The 23,739-nt window shown below is 68.5% G+C and carries 20 protein-coding genes and 1 pseudogene; 9 read left to right on the plus strand and 12 right to left on the minus strand.

The window, feature by feature from the left end; all coding sequences use genetic code 11:
• Positions 1–62 precede the first annotated feature (62 nt).
• Entirely contained in the window at positions 63–251 is a 189-nt protein-coding gene (locus ACE1OA_RS00760) for a hypothetical protein (RefSeq protein WP_386542553.1), read from the plus strand.
• Between the two features lie 15 nt (positions 252–266).
• Here ACE1OA_RS00760 and ACE1OA_RS00765 read toward each other — a convergent pair whose 3' ends face one another.
• The 6 genes from ACE1OA_RS00765 to ACE1OA_RS00790 all read right to left on the minus strand — a co-directional run bounded on the left by ACE1OA_RS00765 (position 267) and on the right by ACE1OA_RS00790 (position 8,372).
• On the minus strand, positions 267–1,028 hold the full coding sequence (locus ACE1OA_RS00765; protein WP_356777270.1) for an isocitrate lyase/PEP mutase family protein: 762 nt from the start codon (positions 1,026–1,028) through the stop codon (positions 267–269).
• 565 nt (positions 1,029–1,593) lie between these two features.
• Positions 1,594–2,511 carry an NADP-dependent oxidoreductase gene (locus ACE1OA_RS00770; protein ID WP_432754019.1) on the minus strand — a complete coding sequence of 306 codons (918 nt, stop codon included), beginning with the start codon at positions 2,509–2,511 and terminating at the stop codon, positions 1,594–1,596.
• Between the two features lie 497 nt (positions 2,512–3,008).
• A complete protein-coding gene (locus ACE1OA_RS00775; RefSeq protein WP_432752010.1) occupies positions 3,009–5,210 on the minus strand; it encodes a SpoIIE family protein phosphatase in 2,202 nt (733 codons plus the stop codon).
• A 213-nt stretch (positions 5,211–5,423) separates the two neighbouring features.
• Positions 5,424–6,260: an oxidoreductase gene (locus ACE1OA_RS00780; RefSeq protein WP_386542550.1), complete on the minus strand. Its 837-nt coding sequence runs from the start codon at positions 6,258–6,260 to the stop codon at positions 5,424–5,426.
• On the minus strand, positions 6,257–6,562 hold the full coding sequence (locus ACE1OA_RS00785) for a hypothetical protein (protein ID WP_384867150.1): 306 nt from the start codon (positions 6,560–6,562) through the stop codon (positions 6,257–6,259). The genes ACE1OA_RS00780 and ACE1OA_RS00785 overlap by 4 nt, the downstream gene beginning before the upstream one ends.
• A gap of 217 nt (positions 6,563–6,779) precedes the next feature.
• Positions 6,780–8,372: an MFS transporter gene (locus ACE1OA_RS00790; RefSeq protein WP_384867151.1), complete on the minus strand. Its 1,593-nt coding sequence runs from the start codon at positions 8,370–8,372 to the stop codon at positions 6,780–6,782.
• 67 nt (positions 8,373–8,439) lie between these two features.
• On the opposite strand from ACE1OA_RS00790, the gene ACE1OA_RS00795 reads away from it, so the two are divergent.
• On the plus strand, positions 8,440–9,051 hold the full coding sequence (locus ACE1OA_RS00795) for a TetR/AcrR family transcriptional regulator (RefSeq protein WP_432752011.1): 612 nt from the start codon (positions 8,440–8,442) through the stop codon (positions 9,049–9,051).
• Positions 9,052–9,148: 97 nt separating this feature from the next.
• Here the strand turns inward: ACE1OA_RS00795 and ACE1OA_RS00800 are convergent, their stop codons facing one another.
• The 3 genes from ACE1OA_RS00800 to ACE1OA_RS00810 all read right to left on the minus strand — a co-directional run bounded on the left by ACE1OA_RS00800 (position 9,149) and on the right by ACE1OA_RS00810 (position 11,614).
• Positions 9,149–9,637, minus strand: a complete 489-nt coding sequence (locus ACE1OA_RS00800) for a TspO/MBR family protein (RefSeq protein ID WP_386542549.1) — start codon at positions 9,635–9,637, stop codon at positions 9,149–9,151.
• 304 nt (positions 9,638–9,941) lie between these two features.
• On the minus strand, positions 9,942–10,979 hold the full coding sequence (locus ACE1OA_RS00805) for a MerR family transcriptional regulator (protein ID WP_432752012.1): 1,038 nt from the start codon (positions 10,977–10,979) through the stop codon (positions 9,942–9,944).
• Between the two features lie 26 nt (positions 10,980–11,005).
• Positions 11,006–11,614, minus strand: a complete 609-nt coding sequence (locus ACE1OA_RS00810) for a DUF4383 domain-containing protein (protein WP_386542548.1) — start codon at positions 11,612–11,614, stop codon at positions 11,006–11,008.
• Between the two features lie 424 nt (positions 11,615–12,038).
• Between ACE1OA_RS00810 and ACE1OA_RS00815 the strand changes: the two genes are divergently transcribed.
• Positions 12,039–13,367, plus strand: a complete 1,329-nt coding sequence (locus ACE1OA_RS00815; RefSeq protein WP_432752013.1) for a glycosyltransferase — start codon at positions 12,039–12,041, stop codon at positions 13,365–13,367.
• 27 nt (positions 13,368–13,394) lie between these two features.
• On the opposite strand, the pseudogene ACE1OA_RS00820 reads toward ACE1OA_RS00815, so the two are convergent.
• Both ACE1OA_RS00820 and ACE1OA_RS00825 read right to left on the minus strand, forming a co-directional pair.
• A pseudogene (locus ACE1OA_RS00820) lies at positions 13,395–14,201 on the minus strand (lycopene cyclase family protein); the annotation flags it as partial.
• Positions 14,202–14,712: 511 nt separating this feature from the next.
• Entirely contained in the window at positions 14,713–14,892 is a 180-nt protein-coding gene (locus ACE1OA_RS00825) for a DUF6480 family protein (protein WP_356606251.1), read from the minus strand.
• Positions 14,893–15,172: 280 nt separating this feature from the next.
• Here ACE1OA_RS00825 and ACE1OA_RS00830 point away from each other — a divergent pair, with 280 nt between their 5' ends.
• From ACE1OA_RS00830 to ACE1OA_RS00855, 6 genes are all read left to right on the plus strand, one after another.
• On the plus strand, positions 15,173–16,168 hold the full coding sequence (locus tag ACE1OA_RS00830; protein ID WP_432752014.1) for an RNA polymerase sigma factor: 996 nt from the start codon (positions 15,173–15,175) through the stop codon (positions 16,166–16,168).
• Positions 16,169–16,603: 435 nt separating this feature from the next.
• Entirely contained in the window at positions 16,604–18,751 is a 2,148-nt protein-coding gene (locus ACE1OA_RS00835) for an MMPL family transporter (RefSeq protein ID WP_432752015.1), read from the plus strand.
• Positions 18,752–19,197: 446 nt separating this feature from the next.
• Positions 19,198–20,031 carry a DUF4397 domain-containing protein gene (locus ACE1OA_RS00840; protein WP_384867156.1) on the plus strand — a complete coding sequence of 278 codons (834 nt, stop codon included), beginning with the start codon at positions 19,198–19,200 and terminating at the stop codon, positions 20,029–20,031.
• Positions 20,032–20,131: 100 nt separating this feature from the next.
• Positions 20,132–20,824, plus strand: coding sequence for a class F sortase (locus tag ACE1OA_RS00845; RefSeq protein ID WP_432752016.1), 693 nt, complete (start codon positions 20,132–20,134; stop codon positions 20,822–20,824).
• A 47-nt stretch (positions 20,825–20,871) separates the two neighbouring features.
• On the plus strand, positions 20,872–21,429 hold the full coding sequence (locus ACE1OA_RS00850; protein WP_356606259.1) for an RNA polymerase sigma factor: 558 nt from the start codon (positions 20,872–20,874) through the stop codon (positions 21,427–21,429).
• Positions 21,413–22,144, plus strand: coding sequence for an anti-sigma factor (locus ACE1OA_RS00855; RefSeq protein ID WP_384867158.1), 732 nt, complete (start codon positions 21,413–21,415; stop codon positions 22,142–22,144). The genes ACE1OA_RS00850 and ACE1OA_RS00855 overlap by 17 nt, the downstream gene beginning before the upstream one ends.
• Before the next feature lie 927 nt (positions 22,145–23,071).
• Here ACE1OA_RS00855 and ACE1OA_RS00860 read toward each other — a convergent pair.
• On the minus strand, positions 23,072–23,710 hold the full coding sequence (locus ACE1OA_RS00860) for a dihydrofolate reductase family protein (RefSeq protein WP_356606263.1): 639 nt from the start codon (positions 23,708–23,710) through the stop codon (positions 23,072–23,074).
• Positions 23,711–23,739: the final 29 nt, after the last annotated feature.

The raw sequence follows: 23,739 nt of genomic DNA on the forward strand, positions 1-23,739 counted from the left end.
GTGGAGGAGACTGACCTCTGCCTCAGCACTTCGGACTGACTGCAGGGCGAGAGGAGGGGCCCATGGCCGACCGCGGCTGGGACGACGACAGCGAGTACCAGGACGCAGTCCAGCGAGCCGAGCGAGTCACACGATTCGGCTGGGCAGCGATGGCCGGAATAACGGGAGCCCTCGCGATTGCGGCTCTGGTCGCAGCCGTTGTCTGTGTCGTGGCAGTGGTCGCGGGCGTCTACTTGGTGATGGACTCCTAGGACGGGGTGGTGCCCTTAAGGCGCCCACGGCCCGAGCATGTCCTTCATCGCGTCCGCCATCGCGAACTGCAGCAGCGGGCCGTACGTGACGCGGCCGACGCCGAGGCGGCGGAAGCGCTCGAGGTCGTGCTTCACAGGATGGGCCGTGGAGTTCACGGGAATGGCGACCGCGCCCGTCACCGCCACCAGGAGGTCGTCGTCGTCCTGGATGCTCACCGGGTAGACGCTGTCGGCGCCGGCCTGCTCCATGGCCCGCAGTCGCTCGATCGCCTCGTCGAGAACGCCCGAGGCATCCTCCGCGTGCATGAAGAGGTCGGTCCGTCCGTTGATCCACAGAGGGATGCCCGCCTCGTCAGCCGCCGCGCGCAGGCCGGCGATGTAGTGCGCGTGCTCCTTCGTGCTCCGCACGCGTCCGCCGTCCGAGTGGACGGTGTCCTCGATGTTCAGACCGACGCCGCCGACCTCGGTGAGTCCGGCGACGAGAGCCGCAGGCTCCTGCCCGTACCCGGACTCCAGGTCCACGGACACGGGGACGTCGACCGCCGCGATGATCGGCCTGACGGCGGCGAGCACCTCCTCGAAGGTCTGCCCCTCGTGGTCCTCGGCCCCTCGGGATTCGGCGAGCGGATGACTGCCGACGGTCAACGCGGGGAAGCCGGCGCCGGCAGCCGTCCGCGCGGACCAGGCGTCCCAGACGGTCGGCAGCACAAGAGGCTTGTACTCGGCGTGCAGCTGCTTCAGGCGCTGAGCGCGCGCAACGGTGGTGCGAAAGTCCATGCCGAGGACGCTACCCCGGATCGCGGGAAACGACGCAGCGGCAAGCGGCGTGGAGACTGTGCGAACTCCGGGCACTCCCCCGGCCGCCCGTGCCGCATGCGCCCGGTCAGTCCGCCGAACGCGAGCGGGGGACGGGAGTCGGAAGAGTCCCGACGGCAGCAACACCGCCGTGCCGAGCGTGACCCGTTCGGTGCCCGGGCCGCGGCGGCCAGGAGCAGCAGCGGGTCCGTTCGTGGCCGGGTAACGGGGCTGTCTCCCGCCCACACGGAATCGAGGCCGAGCCGCTCGGCCCATGACCAAGGCGCTCTACACAGCACAGGCCCACGTCACCGGAGGCAGGAACGGTCACGGGCGCACCACCGGCGGACAGCTCGCGCTGGATCTGCGACAGCCGAAAGAACTGGGCGGCAACGGCGCCGGAGCCAACCCCGAGCAGCTCTTGGCCATCGGATACGCAGCCTGCTTCGGCACCACCCTCGCGCCGGTCGGACAGCGCACCGGAGCCACGGCCGACGACGCGGAGATCGAAGCGTCGGTCTCCCTACTCCGAACGGCGGCGGAGGGGTCAGATTTCGATAACGATCTTCCCCGGAGTGTGGCCTTCCTGGCTGAGGGCGAAGGCCGCCCCAAGCTCAGCCAGCGGGAACGTCGCAGCGACGTCGACTGTGAGTTGGCCGGCATCCGAGAGCTGGCCCAGGGCCGCAAGATCCTCACCGACGGGACGAACCCAGATCCACTGACCGCCCGCGCCCAGCACACTGTGGTCCGCGATGGAAGCATGCCGCCCACCCTCGGCCAACACGGCAAGGGTGGTCTCAAGAACTCCGCCCACGAAGTCCGCAACGACGGAAACTCCGTCCGGAGCCAAGTCCCGGACGCGTGCAGTCAGCCCGTCCCCATACGCAACCGGCTCACAGCCGAACCCGCGCAGTCGGTCGTGGTTGCGTAGGGAAGCAGTGCCGATAACCCGGGCCCCGAGCGCTCGCGCAATTTGGACGCCGATGGACCCGACACCGCCGGCCGCACCGTGCACGAGCACGGTGTCGCCGACGCCTGTGCCCAGGCGTGTGAGGAGCTGGTAGGCGGTCAAGCCAGCCAGCGGAAGCCCGGCAGCCTGCGCCCAGTTCAGCGACGCGGGCTTGGCGGCGAGAGCACGTACAGGAACGCTGACGTACTCTGCGAAGGTGCCGCCGTGAACATAGTCCTTGCGAGCGTAGGCCATCACCTCGTCGCCGACTTCGAACTCAGGTACGTCGATGCCGACGCGCTCGATCGTGCCGCTGACATCCCACCCTGGAACCACGGGATAGACGACATCCATCAAGGTGTCGAGCCCACCCGCCATGATCTTCCAATCGACCGGATTGACCGCAGCGCAACGGACCTTGACGAGCACCTCGCCAGGAGCGACTTTCGGCAACGGCAGCCGAGCCGCAGCGAGCACTTCGGCGCCTCCGTAAGTTTCATACGCCATCGCCCTCATGGTGTCCTCGGGCATCCCTGCACTCCTTCGTAAGCCGCCACTCTCTACACCGCTCCATCTGAGCACGATGCAGCTCTGACATGCCGCGAGACTCGCTCGCACGCCGTGTCGGACTCTCCGAGTGCCTCCAGTGGTCGTTTCTGCTCCTGATCGACCATAAGTACTGCCGCGCCAGCTCCGCGATTCCTTGCTCTCACGGCTCCTGAACGGCTTGGAAGGTCCACATACGCACGACGAGGAGGACACCCGCTCCCCAACGGAAGCCTCCACGGTCGGCCTCCTGCCATTCGCTGCAGGTATAACCCAAGACCACTGATCAGCGGGAACATCACCGTGCCCTGTGGGGCCTCCCGCACCCGCACCGACCTGCCCACTCAGGCGTCTCCTCGCGATGCCACCCGGGGAACCTCGCATGGCCCCCCCTGCCGCCCTCATGACCAGGTCAGAGCGCCGCTGTCACGGGAACCCGCATAACCCCCCTGACCGAAACGACTCCCTCAGGCTTCGACGCCGAAAAGCCCGTCCGCGAGCGCAGGTCGAGAGGGTTGCCCGAGATCTTGTTCGACCCAGATCGTCTTGCCTCGACGGGCACCCCTCACCCCCCACCGGCGCGCAAGCTGCGCGGTGATGAAGAGTCCCCTCCCGTGCTCGTCCGTGTCGAGAGCCCGGCGCAGATGCGGAGCCGTGCTGCTGTCGTCGGTGACTTCACAGGTGAGGGTGTCGCCCAAGATCAATCGGAGCTGAATCGCGCCCCGGGAGTACCGGACAGCATTGGTGACCAATTCGCTGACGATGAGCGAGGTGCTGTCGACGAGGTCCGCCTCGATGCCCCACTGCGCCAATTTCCTTGTGGCGGCCTTGCGTGCCCGGGAGACAGCCGACGGGGTATTGGGAAAGGTCCAGGCGTCGGTGTGGTCCGAGCCGATCGTGCGGGTGCGAGCCAGGAGTAGGAACGCGTCGTGGCTCAGTCGGTCGGGACCAAGGTCGCGGGCCAGGGAGTCACAGAGCGCCTGCGGAGATGAGGCGGAGGCGGTGACACTGTAGGAGGCCGCGAATTGAGCGCGCAGCGACTGCGCCGTAACGTCGAGGTCAGCCAGGAGAGTGGAGTTGTACACCAGGAGGGTGGTGCCTGCGGGCAGGACGCGCTCCATCATCTGGTAGTGGCTGATGCCCTGGCCCAGCGGGGGGCCGGCAGCAACGTGGAGCGTTTCGACGGAGCCGTCCGGGTGCATAAGGACGGGTTCTGGGTGTCCCGCGCTCGCTGCCGTGCAGAGACGGGTGATCGGGTCGTAGACGAGGTACAGACAGCTGGAGGGGGCGGGGTCCGGCGTGGGGCGCCCCGCAGTTTCGGCAGGAACTGATTGCGGGCGGCTGGCGAGGTCATGCACGCGCTCCAGAATCTCCTCGGGTGCCAGGTCGAGATCGGAGAGGACTTCGATCGCGGCGCGCAATTCGCCCATAGCCGCCGGGTCGGCGCCGCCCTGTCCGACGGACGGGCCGCCGGCAACGAGAGCGATCCTGGCGCCGGACAGCGGGATGATGTCGAACCAGGCGCCGCCAGATCCGGCGGGAAGGTAGGCGTGCGCGAGGTCAACCGCCTCAGTTCGAAGTTTCTCGTGATGAGCAAGGCGGCCGGTGAGGATGCGAGCTGCGGAGCGTTCGCGCCCGAACTGCCGCGCATTGTCCAGACACAGGGCGGAGTGCGTGGTCAACTGCTCAGCCAGGGACAGATCTACGTGGTCGAAGGGAATCGGGTTGCGCCACCGGTAGAAGCAGGCGAGCCCGAGGACGAGACCGCGGGCCCGGATGGGGACGAGCAGCATGGAGTGCGCGCCGGCGGCCAGGATCCGGGCGTCGCGCGGACGACGCGCGTCGAGCCATGATGTATCGGGAGTGAGTCGGCGGAGCAGTTTGGGCGCCAACGTCTCCAAGACAGCCCGGAAGGGCGTGGCGGGCGGATAGGTGTCCACCTCACCCACCCTGGGGACACCCTGCTGTTCGGGGCCTGCGGCAGAGCGAAATCCGGCGCGTCTCAGGGCTGCCGCTCGTTCTCGGGAGTTCGGTGTGGGGGCGTGGCCTCGTAGGACGGTGTCGTAGACATCGACCGTTACGGTGTCGGCCAGACGGGGCACAGCAAGGTCGCAGAACTCGTCGGCGGTGCGAAACACGTCCAGGGTGGTGCCCACTCTCGTGCCCGCCTCGTTCAGCAGCCGTAGGCCTGCCTCGGCCCTTGTGCGGACGGTGATGTCAGTCAGTGCGCCAGCGACTCCGAGCACCTTGCCGTCAGGCCGCTGGAGTCGGAACACAGAGGCTGAGACGACAGCCTCGGCCGCGGGCTCGGTGCGGCTGCGGACCCGAATGGGCAGCTCGAAGGCGGGACTGCCTGATTCCAGCACCCGCTGCACAGTGTGCTCGATGACGGCGCGATCGGCGATGTCGAAGGCGCCAAGGATCTCAGGCAGTGTCCGCCCGAGCATGCGGTCGACGGGGAACTCACGCATGAGGCGTGCTGCTGTGTTCACCTGGAGAAGTCGCAGTTCACCGTCGAAGACGTGGAGACCGTCGTGCGACCGGGAGAAGAGCACGTCCAAGAGCGCGTCACCCATCTCGTCGCCCGCCGAGTAGGTATGTGAACCGAGCCGATCCGCCACGACGAATGCCTCTTCGTTGAATCCGTAACCTGCGTCGAACCGATCCAACTCCTCGACTGGGACTCATGCCACCAGAGTGAGCCACCCGGGCAGCTCAATCCCTGCGTGGCTGGGTCTCGACCGGTGAAGCAAGCCGTCGTCACCGCTGACGCATCGAAAAGCCAGCGGTGCCCGTGGCGCACACAAGGTGTGGTCAGACAGCTTCAGGGGAGCGGCGCGTGGACTGGTTCCGGATCTGGAGTGCGGGTTCACAGGTGCCGTTCATCGTGGTGCGCGGAACTGCATGCGCAGATAGGCGTCGAAGAGCTTGGCTCCGAGCAGGCGGCGGGCGTGGACCAGGGTCTTGGCCGCGGGGGTGACGACGTAGCGGGTGCGGGGCCGGGTGGCGGTGGCGGCACGTTCGATGGCGGCTGCTACCGATTCGGCCGGGGCCGAGAGGAGCTTGGACCGGTAGGAGGCGGCCATCTGCTGGTCGACGGCGGTGTTGAGACGGTCGTAGGGGCCTGCGGGATGGGCCGCGTCGGAGAGAGTACAGGCGGCGGTGTCGCCAAAGGCCGTGCGGATGAGTCCCGGTTCGATCAGGCTGACCTTGATACCGAAGGGTGCCGTCTCGAAGCGCAGTGCGTCACTGAGGGCTTCGACGGCGTACTTGCTGGCGTGGTAGTAGCCGCCGCCGGGGAAGACGAGGCGGCCTCCCATGGATCCGACGTTGATGACGCGCCCCCGCCCGGCGGCGCGCATCGCGGGCAGGACCAACTGGGTGAGGCGCGCCATGCCGAAGACATTGGTCTCGAACTGGCGGCGCACACCGTCGAGGTCGGTCTCCTCGACGGTGCCGTACTGGCCGAAGCCGGCGTTATTGACCAGCACGCCGACGGAGCCGTGCTGGGACTGGATGGTGTCGACGGCTTCGGCCATGCATCGCTCGTCGTTCACGTCGAGCGCAAGGAGACGGGCACCGGCTTCCTCCAGGTCGGCGATGGTGTCGAGGCGGCGGGCCGTCGCATAGACGGTGAAGTCATCGCGGCGGGCGAGTCGCACGGCGGTCGCACGGCCGATACCGGAGGAGGTGCCGGTGATGAGAACAGGCGTGGTCATGTGACTGTCCTAACTTGAGAAGAGGCGCCTGGCGCGTTCAGTCCGGCGACGATGAGCGGGATGGCGCGGTCGAGGCGGCCTGCCGCTATGGCAGCGTCGGCAAGGCTCGCCTCGAGCCCGCAGGTGAGAGCGAGGAGGATCTCCGCGACCTCCCGGGCGTCGGTGCCCGGGTGCTCGGTCTCGATCTCGCCGGCCAGCAGAGCGACCATGCCGTCGTCGAACGCCCGGATCATGTCGACCGACAGGCGGGTGTCCGGACCCAGGAGCCCCGGCGCGTGGGCAGGACTGTCGGCCGGTGCCATGCGTGGTGCGGAGTCGTCCAGCTGGTTCGAGCCGAGGATGCGTGCGGGTGCCGACCACGGAAGAACCCCCTCAGGACGGCGCCGGCGATCAGACCGCCGAGGACCTGGCCCAGGCCCGACTGCCGAGCGGGCAGCAGCGCGGGGCGCCCAGCCGGAGCGGGCTGGAAGGTTGTGGTGCTTGTCGTCCGTCAGGGGAGACCGCCCATCAGGTGCAATCTCAGCGACGGGCCGGGGCGGCGGCCCGGATTCCCTCGGCTTCGACGCCGGTCCGGCTGGGACGCCCGGGAAGGAAAGCAGCGCCCCATACGCCGAGCAGACAGATACCGGCCGCCACGACGCAGGAGAGGTGAAAGCCCGTCATGAAGCTGTCTCGGACTGCGTCGAGCAGCTGGGCACGGTCGGATGCGGGCGCGCGTTGCGCGGTGGCCAGTGCCGCGGCCACGGATTCCTGGGCGCTGTGGAGCGCCGGGCCGGGGAGCAGGCCGAATGCGGTGTGCGGCAGGTGCCCGGCATAGAGGGAGGTGAAGATGCTTCCCAGGACTGCTACACCGAGGGTGCCGCCTGTTTCGCGGGTGGCGTCGTTGACTGCTGATCCGATGCCGGCCTTCGCAGGGGGAAGGACGCTGAGGATGGAGTCCGTCGCGGGAGCGGTGGTGAGCCCCAAGCCGAGGCCCATGAGCACCATCTGCCCGACGATGACGGAGTAGCTCATGTCGGCCGGTGAGACGGCGATCCAGCCGAAAGACGAGGCCAGGAGCGTCAGGCCCGTCATGACCGTCGCGCGCGTCCCGACGCGCACCGCAAGGGTGGCGCCGAGGAGGGACCCGATGGCGATCGTGACGGCGACCGGGAGGATCCGCACGCCGGTCGAGAGCGTTCCGTGGCCTCGGATGAGTTGGAAGTACTGCGTCACGAGAAAGATGAATCCGAACAGGGAGAAGAACGCTACGGTCACCGATCCGCTCGCCGCGGAAAAGGCCGGGGTGCGGAAGAGCGTGACGTCGATCATGGGCGCGGTTCGGTGCCTCTCGACCGCTACGAAGACGACTGCGAGCAGCGCGGAAGCGGCGAATCCGGCGATGCGCGCGGGGTCGCTCCATCCGCTCTCGGAACTCTCGATGATCGTGTAGACAAGCAGGCCGATGGCGGCCGTGGACAGGATCAGTCCAGGGATGTCGATGCGGGCCTGGCTGCGGCGGCTGGACTCCGGGACCCAGATGAGGGCGGCGAGGAAGGCGACGGCCGCGACCGGGACGAGAGCGAAGAACACCGATGGCCAGGAGAAGTGAGCGAGGAGGACTCCGCCGACGATCGGCCCTATCGCCACCCCGAGACCTGTCACGGCTCCCCAGATCCCGATGGCCTGCGCTCGCTCGCGACGCTCGGGGAAGGTGTTGGTGATGATGGACAGGGTGGTCGGGAAGATCACTGCGGCGCTCGCTCCCATGAGGAAACGCATGGCGATGAGAGCGTCGGCGGAGTCGACGAGCCCGCCGACGAGGCTGGTCAGGGCGAAGCCGGCCAGACCCGCGAGCAGTGTGGGCCGACGGCCGAAGCGGTCCCCCACGGAGCCTGCGGTGAGCACCAGGGACGCGAATGACAGGTTGTAGGCGTCGACGATCCACTGAAGCTCGCGCGTGGAGGCGCTCAACTGCCGGCTGAGCTCGGGGAGAGCGACGTTGATGATCGTGGTGTCCAGCGTGATGGCAAGGGCGGCCAGGCACACGGTTGCGAGAACCAGTCGTCGCCGTGAAGTGGAGAGGGAGGACATCTCGGCCTCCAGCCTTGTCAGAATGTTGACATCGGCCACATAGACATAAGCTAAGAATCGCACCATATGGTGACATCGTCAACATGGCTTTCCCGAGGGAGCAAGGATGGAGAAGCAGGGCTACCACCACGGAAACCTCCGCCACGCCCTCGTGGAAGCGGGGTTGTCACTCGCCCGCACGGGCGGGCCGAGGTCCGTCGTACTGCGCGCGGCGAGCCGGGCGGCAGGCGTCTCCCACAACGCCGCCTACCGGCACTTCGCGGATCACGACGCACTTCTGGCCGCGGTGTCGGATCGCTGCATGGAGGAGCTCGGCGCGCTGATGAACCTCAGACTGTCCGCCGTGACGGAGGGCGCCGAGCCCTCCCGCTCCTGGGCACGGCTCAATACGTTGGGCAGGGCCTACGTGGAGTTCGCCCGGACGGAGTCCGGCTGGTTCCAGACGGCGTTCGCCGCGACCGAGTCGCACGCCCTGCCGCTGCCGACGCCGTCCGTGACCGCCCCGCACCCCTTCCTGCTCCTGACCCAGTGCCTCGACGACCTCGTGGACGCCTCGGCAGTGCCGGCCGACAGACGACCTGGCGCCGAGTACGCGGCCTGGTCGGCGGTACACGGGTTGAGCCACCTGCTGATCGACGGACCACTCCGGGACCTCCCCGAGCAGGAGGTGCAACTCGCCCTGGACGTGACGCTCTCCGTGATCAGCCGCGGACTCTGATCACCGGTCGACCGCAGGCCCGCAGGGTGAGCGGAGCCGCACCAGGAGGGAGACGTTGACCTGACGCGCGGGCCGGCGGGGGCCGGGGCGCGTCTGATCAGGTGTTCGCCAGCCAGATGGACAGATTCAGTGCGGAGGCGAAGGCGACCCAGAGGGCGTACGGGACGAGCAGCAGAGCGGCACCCCTGCTCGTACGGGAGAAGCCGACGATGGTCACGACGACGGCTGCGAGGAGCAGGCAGATGTCGGCGAACGCGAGCCCGTATTCCCCGGCGGCGAAGAACAGCGGTGTCCACGCCAGGTTCAGTGCGAGCTGGGCCGACCACCAGGCCATCGCGACGCGCGGCGCGGACCCCGGGCTGCGCAGGACGATCCACGCCGCGACGGCGATGGTTCCGTACAACACCGTCCACACCGGGCCGAAGAGCCAACCCGGGGGTGCCCATGTGGGGCGATTCAGGTTGCCGTAGACCTCGCCGGCGTCGGCCGACGCCCATCCGCCGATGCCTGCCACGGCGTAGCAGACGACGAGCAAGCCGGCCAGCACGAGCGGACGCCTGCCGCTGTGCCGGGGTTGCTCCGTCATCGCCGGACTCATCTCCATGTTGCCGCCTCTCGTTCGCCGTCTTGCTCTCGTGCCCGGTCCGCTTGCCTTGAGGCCGCCGCATGCGCGGCACCCGTCCGAACTCGTTCCGATGGCCGGGCGCCGCTGGATGCAGAACAGTGCTGGAAGGAATCCGCGCGGCGGTCCGGACCCGACGGCAACCGCGCGAAGCGCATGGGCCGGAACTCAGGCCGACCACGTGTCCTCCTGAGGGGCCGGCTCGGTGCTGGTTCTGCTGAGGACGACGGAACCGACCAGGACGGCTACGACGATCAAGCCGCAGCCGTCACTCCCCCTGGCCGGCCATTCGCTCCGAGGTCCCACCCAGGTCACCGGTCGTGGCGTCGATCACCGCGTCATAGAGCTGAAGGAGCACCCCGCCGGCTTCCACGAGGCCGTGGGGCCGCACCAGGCCCGCAGCGAGCGGGGTGCCCGCCCAGCCGTGGCCACCGAGCAGGACAAGTGGACGCGTACGGGCCCCCTGAACCCCGAACGCGGTCCGCGCGACGTGCGACGCGAGGGCGTGATCGGCCGTGGCCCGGGTCTGCGACCACAGCACGACCGCTGCCGGGCCCACACGCCGCACAGCGGCAAGGAGGGCGTCGGCCGGCATGGCCGCACCGAACATGCGGTTCGGCACGCGCTGCTGGGCGAGGTGGGCGGTGAGAGCCTCCAACGGCAGCGCGTGCTGCTCGCCGGGAAGGCACGCGAGCAGAACGGGTGGGACTCCGGCCACGGGCGGCGGTCCGGTGCCGCTGAGTTGGCGGAGCACGGTCGAGATGTGCCACGACAGCAGGTGCTCGACTTCCACATAGCCGTCCCCCGACGACTCCCACTTGCGACCGGCCGCGTGCAGCGTCGGAACCATGGCCTCCTGCCAGGCCCGTACGAGACCGTACCGGGCGACGGCTTCCCGGAGCAGCCGATCGATGCTCGGGCTGTCCAGTCTCACAGCGGCCCGGGCGAGGCCCCTGTGTCGATGCTCCACATGCTCCAGCCGCATTCCGTTCCCCGACCCGGGACTGCGTGCCGGTTCCGGGTCGGGAACGGGAGAGGGAGTGGGGCGACCGGCGCGTGACAGAGCCACCCGAGCGGCCTCCGCGGGGGGAACCCCCGATGTGGTCATCCTGCACATGTCCTCGAGCATCGCTATGTCGCGAGGACTCCAGCGCCGATGCTTGCCGTGCTGCCGGGCCGCGGGCCTGATCCCATACCTCTGATCCCACGAGCGCAACGTGGTGGGGGTGACGCCGAGTCGGCGTGCCACGGTCCCGGTTGCCATGCCCGGCTCCGCCGGTTCGTCGGACGACTCATGGCGAGCCATGGCCTGCGCCCCTTCGTGTACGACCGTCAGGAATGGATCTCACCGGTCTGTGCGTCCGGGGTGCGCTTCGCATCTCGCGCGGGCGGTTCCCGGTGGGGGTGCGCCGGCGCCTGGGCGAGGGGGGAAGGTTCTCGTGTGATGGCCCGGCGGCGTGCCAGGGACTCCTGAGCAGCCTCCCGTGGATGACGCTGCCGCCAGTAGGGGTTGTCGTGGGGGAGTTTGCTGGAGACTCGCCCGTACATGCCGAAGGTGACGATCAAGAGCCCCATGACGAAGCTGAACATGACGTTCGTCATTCCGAAGTCCAGGAAGTTGGCGGGTCGGTCCAGCACGAACAGGTGGTAGAACCCGCTGAGGACGAACAGGGTGCCCACGATCATGTTCAGGGTGGACGCGACGTTGCCGCCGACCACGGCGCCTCCCAGGAGGGCGAGCCCCACCAGGACGGAGATGATGCTCAGCGTCGTGTTCGTCGTCATCCCCGCGATGCGGTCCCCCGAGGTGTCGAAGGGGCTGAGAGCGTTCGCGAAGCCCAGCGAGCCGAAGGCCAGGAGGATCAGCCCGCACACCGCGGCTCCCAGGCGGTAGACCAAGGCGAGATGATGATCGATGGGAAGTTCGTCCTTGAGTTTCACTGACCTTCTCCTCGCTGGACGCAGCAGGCGTGGCGACGACGCCGCTTCCTCGTGGTCGGGACGACGGTGGCGGCTCCCTGGCGGAGAGACCTGCGGACAGCCGTTTTCATCCGCTTTTCCCTTGCTCCTGTGGCAGCGGATGCAGCTCACGACGTCGTTGTGTGCCGGCTTGCTCCGGCCGGTGCGCGACAGTGATCGGCCTGGGCTGCCGCCAGGGCGGCGGAGTGCTGGTGGCGGACCACGGCCTGAGCACGACGGGCCCATCGGCTCCATCATGTGATCACCCGCCGCAGCCCCGTCCTGGGCTGCGGCGGGACGAAGCGGTCATGCATCCGGCGGGGGCCGCATCCGCTCGCCCTTCTCTGCGCGAAGGCCAAGCCACTGGGCCGGTCAGAGGCGGCCCCACCCTCGATGGAGTCCGCAGATGCCGCGTGTCGTGGTGATCAGTCCCCCCTTCAGCTCCCACGCCCAGCCCCTGTCGGTGCTGGCGGGGGCACTCGCCCGCGCGGGGGCGGAGGCGCATCTGGCCTGCGCGGAGCCGTTCTCGCCACTGGCTGCGCAGGCGGGGGTGGGCTTCGTTCCCCTCACGGTGACCCGCAACGCCAATACCGGAATCGCACGCCGCACCGAGCAGGGGGAACGGGAGGCCGCACGGCTCGAGGAGTTCCTCGAGTCGACCCGGCAGGGCGCCGTTCCCGCTCTCCTGACCCAGGCCCGGCACCGCGGTGAGGACATGCTGGCGGATCCCGAGACCGTCCTGGCGGAGGTGCGCGCCGTCCAGAAGAGCCTCGCCCCGGACTGGTACGTCGTGGACCAGCTCAGTTACCCCGTGACACTGGCCCTGCACTGCCTGGGGCTGCGGTTCGCCACCTTCTGCCCGGGCCACCCGAGCTATCTGCCCCACCGGCCGGAGAACCTCTTCGGGGTGCCGCAGAACTGGCCCAGCGCCATCAGGCCGGCGCCCGAGGACCTGGCACGCCTCGAGGAGGCCGCACGAGCCAACGATCAGGCGTTCACCGACAGCTTCGCGCGGACGGCCCGCCGGCACGCTCCGGACCTGTCGGGCCCCGGACGGGCCTTCGCGCTCGCCTCGCGACACGCGGTGGTCTTCAACTACCCGCCCTTCCCCTGGCTCCCCCGGCGGAGGACGCCCGGTCGCCGCTACCTCTACGGCGGCCACTGCGTCCCCCTGGCGCCCGAGAGCCCGGGTCGTGTCTGGGAAGGCCTGGTCAGGCGGCTGCGGACGCAGTACCGGCACCTGGTGCTGGTCGCCCTCGGCACCTTCCTGTCCGCTCGCGACGACGTGCTGGCCGCACTGGTGCGCGGCATCCGGGCGCATCGACCGGATGCCGCCGTGATCGTGGCGGCCGGCGACCGCGTCACCGCGATGGCCGGTCTGGCCGACTCGGCGGTGCACATCGCCGAGACGGTCCCCCAGCGCTGGCTCCTGGGCCACGTCGACGCGATGGTGCACCACGGCGGCAACAACTCGTTCACCGAGTGTCTCGCCGCGGGTGTCCCCGCGGTGGTACTCCCCTTCTCCAGCGACCAGTTCTCCATCGCCCATGACCTTGAGCGGGCGCAGGTGGGCCTGTGCCTGGACCCGACCCGCATGGCGGACGAAGAGGCCGGGCGGGCGATCGGAAGGCTCTTGTCGCATCGCCCCGCGGGCCTGGCCCGATGGATGGGCACGGCGAGGTCCCTCGGTCCGGATTGGACTGCCCGCCACCTGATCGAGGCCATGGGGCACTGATTCCGGGCCGCTGCGCAGGCGGTGTCGTCAGCGGCGAAGTGCGGTGAACGTGTGGGTGATACCGGTCTGCCGACCGGGAAGGGGCAGCGCCCGCCCCTGGGTGAACCCGGCCACGGCCCAGTCGATCGGCGAACTCCTGCGCTGTGTCGAAGTCCAGCACGCTGCGGCGTAGGTGCCGGTAGAGGGAGGCGTCGCCGTGGAGTCTGCCCCACGGGAGGACGAGTCCGTTCATGACGGCGGACCAGATGACGCGAGGGGCGGGCCGGCCGCCGAGGGCGTATTCGTGCACGACGAGTCGGCCTCCCGGGCGCAGGATGTCGCGGACGAGGCCGAGGACGGCATCAGGGTCGCCGAGATTGCGGAAGAGGTAGGCCGCGAAGACCACCCGCGACGGTGTGGCTCGGGGAGGGCGGGAGTCGAAGACCCAGCGTGCGCGCAGGGAGAGCGGTCGGCCGTCGGGTGTCCGGCAGGTGACCTGGGCCCCCTCCTCCAGGTCTCCGATGTCGGTGCCACCGCGTCGATGCGGGCGAGTCCGCCCAGTCGTGACAGCAGACCGCCGACGAGGTCGGACGAGCGGAGCATCTTGTACCGCAAGGACCCCTTGCCGCGCACGGGCCCGGACCCTTCGGAGTCGCGCACCCGCAGGGCCCCCCAGGACGCGGTCAGCAGATCGTCGTAGGCTCCGCTGCCGCGCTCCCAGTAGCACCAGGTGCGTTCGGGAGGCCGCCAGGGGCCTGCGGGAGCATCGACGAGAACGACCCCGGGCACGGCGATGCCGGCCGGAGGGTTGAGCAGACGCCAGGCAAGCGACAGCCAGGCGGCTCCTGCTCCGACGATGACCACGTCGGTGAAGGTCGGCGCCATCTGCTCTCCTTGGACGACTGGCTCGACTGTGAGGCGTGGGGCAGGCCCTTCCCTGGCATCCGAGCGCGGGCCAGCCTCCGCAGGGTGAGCATCCGGCGCCTTCACGTCATCGTCGCGGGGGTGGTCTCGAATATCGCGCTCGACGCGACCATGCGAGCAGCGACCGACAGCGTTGGCACGTCGTCGCATGAGCGTCTCCGAGCGCGAGGCGTCACAATCCTTGGGACCCCTTCGTACAGCAGACTCGCATCGGATGCGGTCCGCCTTCCGGAAACCATTCGGGCGCGGGTCAGGATGCCACCGGATCCTCTGCACGACCCGCCGGCGTAAGCCGGCTTGTCCTACAACGCGGCCGGTCCGCGGCCAGCGCGGAAGGCCGTGGCGGTGAGCTCGGTGGACTTCCCCCCGCTTGATGGGGTCTGCGTGCGCGCGCCTGGTGGAGCACGTGCTTCCGGCCGTCAACCATGCGCCGTGGACTGGGTCAGAAGGCGACTACTCGGGCGATGAAGAACCCCGCAAAGAGCACCGCGCCGATGACAACGAGCCAGACCCAGATGGCGGGGTGCTCCCAGATTCCCCCATCAGGACGTTCTTCATGGGCCTCGGCGGTGGAGCCCTCGACCGGCGGGGTCTCTTCCGGCGGGACGAGTGGATCAGTCATGTCTCGAGCATCCTGCACTCAGGTGTCGCGCGCATGCTGACGACGAGGCCGCTGCCACAGATCTCCAACCGCCAGGCCCTGAAGGTATCGAACCGCGTCGCCTGATGATCTCCATGACGTCTCGGCCGCCTGGACGGATCGCCGCGCATGGCGCCCTACCTCGTCACGTGTTCTGCTGCTCCTGGGCATTCTCACGCCGCGACTCAGTCCTGAGGGACTCCACCGCTCGACGGCGACCTCGACCCGCCATTAGTTGCCGGTCTGCCGTGCGGAGAATCGCGTGTCCGACAAGGACGCCCCATGCACCCTCGATACACGACACCCCCCTCGACCACACACTCAGGCGCAGCTCGATCAGCCGCTCGCCGACGAGGCGCCGCCCTCCACCTCGGAGGACCGCTCGCCGGTCCCGCTCACCGCCGACCGCTTCGCCGAGATCCACGGCCGGTGGTCGGGGCAGGTGCTCCGGTGGGCTCAGGTGCGGCTGCGCGGGGCGGACGAGGCCGAGGACGTCGTTCAGCAGGTGTTCCTGGACGCCTGGCTCCGCTTCGACCGCTATGACCCTGAGCGCGGGAGCCTGGGAGCGTGGCTGTACGGCATCACGGTCCACAAAGCCACCAACGCCGTGGTGGGTGCGGCGCGTCGGCGTGCTCGTGTCGAGAGGTGGATGGGCGAGGGTAGGCACCTGGAGAACGCACTGGACGCGGACTCGCTGGTCCCTCAGAGGCTGGCCCTCCGTCAGGCTCTGGCAGCCTTGAGTGAGCAGCAGCGAGAGGTGCTCTTCCTGGCCTACTTCAAGGATCTCACGCACGTTCAGATCTCAGAGCGGCTCGGGATCCCCCTGGGCACGGTGAAGAGCCACTGCAGGCGCGCTCTCCTCCGGGCCCGGGGAAGGCCCGCAGGGCTTCCCTGGCTCCTTCGGGTCGGCAGCGCCTCGGTCGCTCAGCCACCCGCCATGGACGCACCCAAGCGTGACCGGAGTACGAGGAGGACCTCGGACTCGTCGTCGAACGATTCGGCTTCCGATTACTGGATGCCGCGCACCCAGGGGGCGTACCCGCACGGAGACGGCACCTTCCTGGGCCTGCCGCTGCTGCCTGGGGTGGCCGCGGTGACACCCACCGCGACGGACCCTCCCTCTGGGCACCACGACGTCGCGCTCTGCCGCATGCGAATCAGCCGACTCCTCCAGCGCGGGAAGGTGGCAGATCCGGCGGGCCACGCCACCCCACACCCGGGGCCACTTCAAGCCGTCGAACTATCGGTTTCGTCATAAACCGGGCCGCTACGGACCGCCCGGCAGGGGCCGGCTCAACCCGGCACGACCGCTCCACCGCGGCGCGGACACGGCTGGTGCGAGGGGAACGCCCCAGCCGATCGAGGCAGGCCGTCACCGCCCCGGCGGTGAGGCCCTGCTGTTGCTTGAGGCGCGAGGGAGTCACGGGCTCCCCACAGCTCGTCGCGGCGTCCATGATCACCGAAGGTCACAGACGTCCGTCGCACGGAGCTGGTGCTGTTGGGCGCAGTCGGGAGTGCTGCAGTTCAGCTCTCGTTGGAGGTCGCGCAGCAGCGCTCCGTAGGCGGCCAGGCCACTGGTGCGGCCTCCGGGCCCCGAGGACAGTTGGCTGCATACCTCAAGCATTGTTTTACTCAATCATTGAGATAGTTTACGGTCAAGATTCTTTGTCACGCCTTTCCCGTTGGGGAGCTCATGAACAGCACGCGTCAACCCATCCGATGGCTGATCCCCCTGGTCCTGGTGGTCGTCTGGCTCGGCCTGGGAGGAGCCTTCGGGTCCTACGCCGGCAAGCTCGGCGAGGTGTCCACCAACGATCAAGCAGCCTTCCTGCCCCAGAACGCGGAGTCGACGAGAGTGGTCGAGGAACAGGCGGCGTTCGATCAGCAGGAGTCACTTCCCGCGATCGTCATATGGACCACGAACGACGGCAGCAAGGTGTCGGAGGCGCAGCTGTCAGCGGCGACGGGAGCACTGCAGTCGCTGGTAGGCACCGACGGCGTCGAAGGCCGGCCTTCCCCTGCGTTCCGCTCGCAGGACGGTTTGGCGCTGCAGGGAGTCGTGCCGCTGCGCACGGATCTGGGCGACGAACTCGCGGTCGCCCTCGAGGAGATCGAGGTCGCGGCGAGCAAGGTTCCGGACACCCGGATTCAGCTGGCCGGACCTGCGGCGACTCAGCGCGATCTCGGCAAGGCGTTCGCCGGCATTGACGGCCTCCTGCTCGGCGTTGCCCTGGCAGCCGTGCTCATCATCCTGCTGCTCGTCTATCGCAGTGTCTTGCTCCCCTTCGTCATCATCATCAGCTCTGTCTTCGCGCTCGGTGTCGCGGGCGCCATCGTCTACGTGCTCGCCGATCACGATGTTGTACGCGTCGACGGCCAGGTGCAGGGAATCCTGTCCATCCTGGTGATCGGCGCCGCGACCGACTACGCGCTGCTCCTGACAGCGCGATTCCGTGAGGAGCTCGCCCACAGCGGTGACCGCACGGCGGCTGCCTGGGCGTCTCTGCGTGGATCCTTCGGCGCCATCACCGCCAGCGCGGCGACCGTGGCCTTGGGGCTGCTCGCTCTGCTCCTGAGCGACCTGGCCAACAACCAGGCGCTGGGCCCGGTCGGCGCCATCGGCATCGTGTGCGCCGTGCTGACGACGCTCACGTTCCTTCCTGCCGTGCTGGCCCTCATGGGAAGGGTGGCCTTCTGGCCCGCGAAGCCCCGGTCGGTGGACGCCGCATCAGGTGGTCACGGAGTGTGGCGCAAGGTCGCGCGCTGGGTCGACAGGCGGCCCCGTCAGCTACTGATGGCGAGCACGGGCTTCCTCCTGCTGGGAGCGGCCTTCTTCCCTGCCCTGCAGTCCAAGGGGGTCCCTCTGGACGAACTGTTCGTCAACGACGCACCGTCCGTTGCGGCGCAGCAGACACTCGGCAAGCACTTTCCGGGCGGGTCCGGCCAGCCGGCCGTCGTCATCGCCGGCGCCGAGGACCTGGCGGCAGTGCGCGCCGCAGCTGCCGGAACTCCCGGCGTGGCGGGTGCGCAAGTCGTCGCCGGGACGTCCGACGGGCAGCCCCTCGTCGTCGACGGCCGAGTGCGCATCGACGCGGTCCTGAAGGACGCACCGGACAGCGACGCAGCCAAGCAGACGATCGACGACCTGCGCGACCGATTGCATGCCACCGCGGCGGACACCCGCGTGGGGGGTTACACCGCGCAGCAGGTCGACACGCAGCGCACAGCGGAGCACGACAAGAACGTCATCATCCCCGTCGTCCTCGCGATCATCCTCGTCATCCTGATCGTCCTGCTTCGCTCTCTGCTGCTGCCTCTGCTGCTGGTGGCCACGGTCGGCCTCAACTACCTCACCACCCTCGGTATCGCCGGGCTGGTCTTCGAGCACGGCTTCGGGTTCTCAGGGACGGACGCTTCCGTACCCCTGTACGGCTTCGTCTTCCTTGTCGCCCTGGGAGTGGACTACAACATCTTCCTGATGTCTCGCGTTCGCGAGGAGACCCTTCGGCTGGGAACTCGGCAGGGGATGCTGCGTGGTCTCATCGCCACCGGCGGCGTGATCACCTCGGCAGGCGTGGTCCTGGCAGCCACCTTCGCAGCGCTCATCGTCATCCCGCTCGCGTTCCTGGCGCAGATCGCCTTCATCGTCGCCTTTGGCGTGCTGCTGGACACCCTCGTGGTGCGTTCGCTCCTCGTCCCCGCACTGGTGAGGGCGATCGGTCCAGCGGTCTGGTGGCCAAGCCGCATGGGGCGCGCCATCGCGCGAGAACACCCCGAGCCCGCACACACGCAGCCCTTCACGCAGAACCAGAAGGCCGAGGTCAAGGCCTCCATCGATTAGGGAGGGCGCGGGCCCGCGTCCGGTTCGCCGATGGGCCGGACGCGGGCCCTCGACCACCTGACTCGACCCGCCTGCCACTCCGATAGGTCGGCAGACTCCCGGACTTCAAAGCCTCGGGGACGAGCACCCGTTCACATGAGCAGAGCTGATCATCACGCGGCCACCGGGGCGCGCCGGTTCACGCCCCCTCCGCAGCACGGCCGAAGACTCCGCCCCCTGCACCCACGGTCGTCGGCCGGATCCTCCAGCAAGCTTTGCCGATGGCCTGCGTGCGATCGGCGCGCGTGGTCAAGGAGTGACCTCACCCCCGGCACATGCGGTCGCGTACGCCCCAATTCCTGACGACGTCGAAGATTCAAGCATGGGTGAAACCGATCTGCGGTCCGTCGTGGAATGCATCCCCACACAGAGTTCGAGACCTTCTCGACCGGATGAGGATGATCGCTATGAACACTCGTTCCGTTGGTGCGGCTCTCACGGCAAGCACCGCCGTCGTACTGGCCGTCACCGCCGCCGCTCCCGCCTTCGCTCAGCCGCAGGCTGCGGGCGAGCAAGCCACGGTGACGGTGCTGCACGCTGTTCCCGGCCTCACCGTGGACGTCTATGCGGGGGACAAGGAACTGCTCCCCGACTTCACTCCGGGCACGCTCACCGACCCGATGAAGCTGGACGCCGGCTCGTACGACATCAAGATCTTCAAGGACGGGGACGGTCCGAAGGGCACACCGGCGATCGAGAAGACCGTGGACGTGCCCGCCGGCGCCAACGCCACACTGGTCGCCCACCTGACGGCCGACGGCAAGCCCGCGCTCGACGCGTTCGTCAATGACACCTCCAAGATTCCCGCCGGGAAGGCGCGGCTCACCGTGCGCCATGTCGCCGCGGCCCCCGCCGTCGACGTCCGGGCCAACGGTGCGGCGGTCTTCAAGGACCTGCAGAACCCGAAGGAAGCCAAGGGTGAGGTCGCCGCCGGCACAGTGTCGGCAGACGTGGTCCTGGCCGGCACCGACACCGTGGCGATCGGGCCTGCGACCCTCGACCTCGCCGAGGGAACCAACACCGTCGTCTACGCCTGGGGCAGCGCCACCGACAAGAACCTGGCGCTCAAGACACAAGCCATCAGCGGCATGCACTCAGCACCGTCCGGGGTTCCCGCGGGCGAAACGGGCCAGGCCGCGGCTCACAACCAGAGCATGACCCTGGGCGCGCTGTCCCTGGGTGCCGTACTTGCCCTGGGCGCATCCGCCGTCCTGCTCCGCCGCCGCAACGACGCAAGCTGATCCGCGACATCTCTCACCATGGACGTGCCGTCAGGCGGTGGTTCCCATCCACCCGGGTGACCACACCTGACGGCCTCCAGCATCGAAGGGTCGACCGACCATGGGCATGCCCACCGCAGGAGGCCGCAAGATCCTCGGGATAGCTGCGGCCCTCATCGGCCTCACCATGTCCGCAATCCTCCTTCTCATCGCCACCGTCTGGGCTCAGGACCCCTCCAGCGCAGATGACTTCGGATCTCCCCAGCGCCGGACGAGCCCGAGCGCCGACGCGCGACCAAGATCCTCACCCCCCAAGGCGACCGACCCCGCCCGACCATCGACCCGGACGGGTTCGCCCACCGCCTCTCTGCCGAGCAGGCTGTCGATTCCGAGGATCGAGCTCCAGGCCCCGATCGATCCGGTGGGCGTGGACCGCGACGGCCAGATGCAGGTCCCGGAGGATCCGGAACGGGTCGGCTGGTACCGCTTCTCCCCAGCACCAGGTACCGGTGGCGGCTCTTCGGTCGTCGTCGGCCACATCGATTCCCGAGGCCGCGGGCTCGGGGTCCTGCTGGGCCTCACCCGTGTGCGCAGTGGAGACAGGGTGCTGGTTGAGCGCAAGGACGGCACCGTCACCACCTACGAGATCATCGCCCGGAAGACCGTGCCCAAGAAGGTCCTGGCCGAATCCGGAGTGTTCGACCGATCAGGTCCCGCCGTGCTGACGCTGATCACCTGCGCCGGACCGTATCTGCCGAATCAGGGTGGCTACCAGAACAATCTTGTCGTCACGGCAGCGGAGGTCAGCAAGTGACGACGGCATGGGGCGGCGCACAGGTGCTTGCGGCTAGTGTTGCGGTCGTGACCACAGTGTCGGAAGACCAACTGGGCGAAGGGTTCGCCCACGGCGACGAATCGTCCCTCAGGGAGGCGTACCGCCGCTGGGGCGCGCTTGTCTTCACCATCGCCTCGCGCAAACTCGGAGACGCCGAAGAGGCCAAGGACGTCACCCAACAGGTCTTCGTGGGGGCCTGGAACAGCCGAAAGACCTTCGACAAGAGCCGCGGCTCTCTGAAGACCTGGCTGGTCGGCATCACCCACAAGAAGGTGGCCGACGCGCTCAGCCGTCGAACTCGGCACCTGCGAGACGTCGAAGCCGCCACCGCGGCCGCAGAGGTCTCCCCACGGTCGGCAGCAGCGACTGAATCCGTCCTCGACTACGTGGTACTGACCCAAGAGATGGAGTGCCTCACCGAGCAGCAGCAACTCGTGCTCAAGATGGCCTTCTACGAAGACATGACACAGTCACAGATCGCCGAGCGCACGGGACTGCCGCTCGGAACAGTCAAGACCCATACACGGCGCGGTTTGATGCGTCTAAAGAAGCGGCTGGAGGTGGACGGTGAAGCACACCGATGAGGAGACCTTGGCGATGATGGCCCTCGGCGAGGAAACGGACCCCGCGGCCTCTCTCCACCTGCGCGAATGCGATCGGTGCCGACAGGAGTTCGACACGCTGCGCCGGGTGGTGACGGCCATGTCGACCACCGACGCCGCCGGCGGCGACCTCTTGCCCCCTTCGGACGCCATCTGGAACTCCATCGCCTCGGAGCTGGACCTCTCCACTCAGCCCGACGCGCCGGCAGCCCCCGACCACGAACAGACTGTCCGCGACTCCCGGCCCAAGCCACTGCAGCGCGTGCGCCGCTTCAGCGTCGCTCTGGCAGCCTGCGCCGCACTACTGGGCGCGGCATCCGGCAGCGCTGTCACCTGGTGGGTCACTCAGAATTCATCGACGAGCCAGACGAGCTCCGAGGGCAGACGTCTCGAATCGTTGCGCAGCCCGTCGGCCGGCTACGCCAGCCTGAACGGCAAGGGTGAGAACCGGGCGCTGAACATCACCGTCAAGGACCTGCCCAAGAGCTCCGGCTACTTCGAAGTCTGGCTGATGGACCGCACGCACACCAAGCTGGTATCCATGGGCGTCCTCAACGCCGACGGCCATGCCACCTTGCCGATCCCCGACAACATCGACCTGAGCGAGTACTCGTTGGTGGACGTGTCCGTACAGCCCTACAACGGAAAACCCGATCACTCGGGCGACAGCATCGTCCGAGGCAGCTACTCCGGCTGAGCCCTCCTCAGAAACACTGTTGAAAGCACGTGCCTCGGGATGCACGCAGGGGACCGGTGTCCCGAGGAAGAAGCTCGATACTCCAGACCATGGAGTCTTGACCGGCCCGTGACCTCCTCTTGAACGCGCGGTCACGGCCTGGCCCCCTCGCCGACCCGGTGGAGACGGCGGCGGGAGCCGGTCCCGAATCGGGGCCGGTCGGCACCGAGCGAGTCAGTGGGCGCACGCTCAAGCCCACCGTGCCCGATCCCACGGCACACCCTGATCCCCAAGAACCCGACAATGGCGACCTTCCGCGCTTATTCTCTGCCTGAGAACGGACGACCACGGCCAGGCACTCGGACAGATGGGACACCCCTCCGCCCCTGGCGGACGGCGGCTCGACGCCGCACAGTGCCACGCTCCTGGCCCAGCTGGTGAGCGAGGGACCAGAAGGCGTGCCGCGCCTTCCGGCCACGGAATTGCTCCACCGCCCGACCTGCGGTCCCCAAGGAGCTGCGACGTCTCGTCCGGCACGGCGACCTTCACCGGCTTCGACAGCCCGCGCCGGGCACCAGCAGAGCCGTGGCCCCCACACCTCCCGACGGCCTCGAAGCCCTGGCGCTCGCCCGGAACCCGTACGGCGGCCCCCGCGGCACCTGTCGACGGAGTCGTCTTCGACGGGCTACTCCGCGGGAGCGACGTTCCTCGCGAAGGCTTCGAAGGCTTGGTCGCCGCCGCTCTGCGCTGAGGCCCGGGCAACTCCGGCGGAGCCTGGGACTGCCGACCCGGGATGCCCACGGCTCAACGTACGGCGCTCGGTTGCCGGTTCCTGGCGACAGCGATGCGCAGAAGACGGAGGCATCCCAGCCAGGCACGTGAAGTGCCTTGCCAGTTCAACGAGAAGAGCGGCGGACTCGGGATGCCGACAGCCGGGCTCCCCTGCCCTCAGTTCTGTCGGCTGCCGGTGTCAGGACCACGGTCGAAGGCAGCCCCGTCCGACGAGCTCGGGGAGCGGAGGACCCGGAAACGCAGATGCGTGACGAGCGGTGACGACAGAAGTCTGGTCCGCTCCAGCTCGAGCTGATCCGTTCCCAGATGCTCGAAGAGTAGACGTCCTTCGCCCAGGAGCACGGGTGCGAGCTGGAGGTTGATCTCATCGAGGAGTCCCGCGCCGAGCGCCTGCTGGGCGACGTCCGCCCCCATCAGTGTGACGTCCTTCCCGTTCGCCACCGCTTCCGCCTGCTGAAGCGCGCTCTCCAGGCCACTGGTGACGAAGGTGAAGGCCCCGCTCTTCATGACGCGCGGGCTTCGCGCGTGGTGCGTCAGTACGAAGCAGGGCACCGGGAAGGGCGTGTCCTGCCAGACCTCGACTCCCACGTCGTAGGTCCTTCTGCCCAGTACGACGGCACCTGTCGAGGCTGAGATCTCCTCGCTCACCGTGGCGTCGACGTCGCTGGTGGGTGTGTGGAGAATCCAGTCGTGCAGGCGCATGCCACCCCGGCCCATGGGATGTTCCACGCTGACATCGGGACCTGCCATGAAGCCGTCGAGCGACATGGTGACGTGCAGGACCACCTTGCTCATGTGAGGAGTACCTTCCGCGCGGTCGTGAT

It is taken from the genome of Streptomyces sp. JL2001 (assembly GCF_050917515.1).
Taxonomy (GTDB): Bacteria; Actinomycetota; Actinomycetes; order Streptomycetales; family Streptomycetaceae; genus Streptomyces.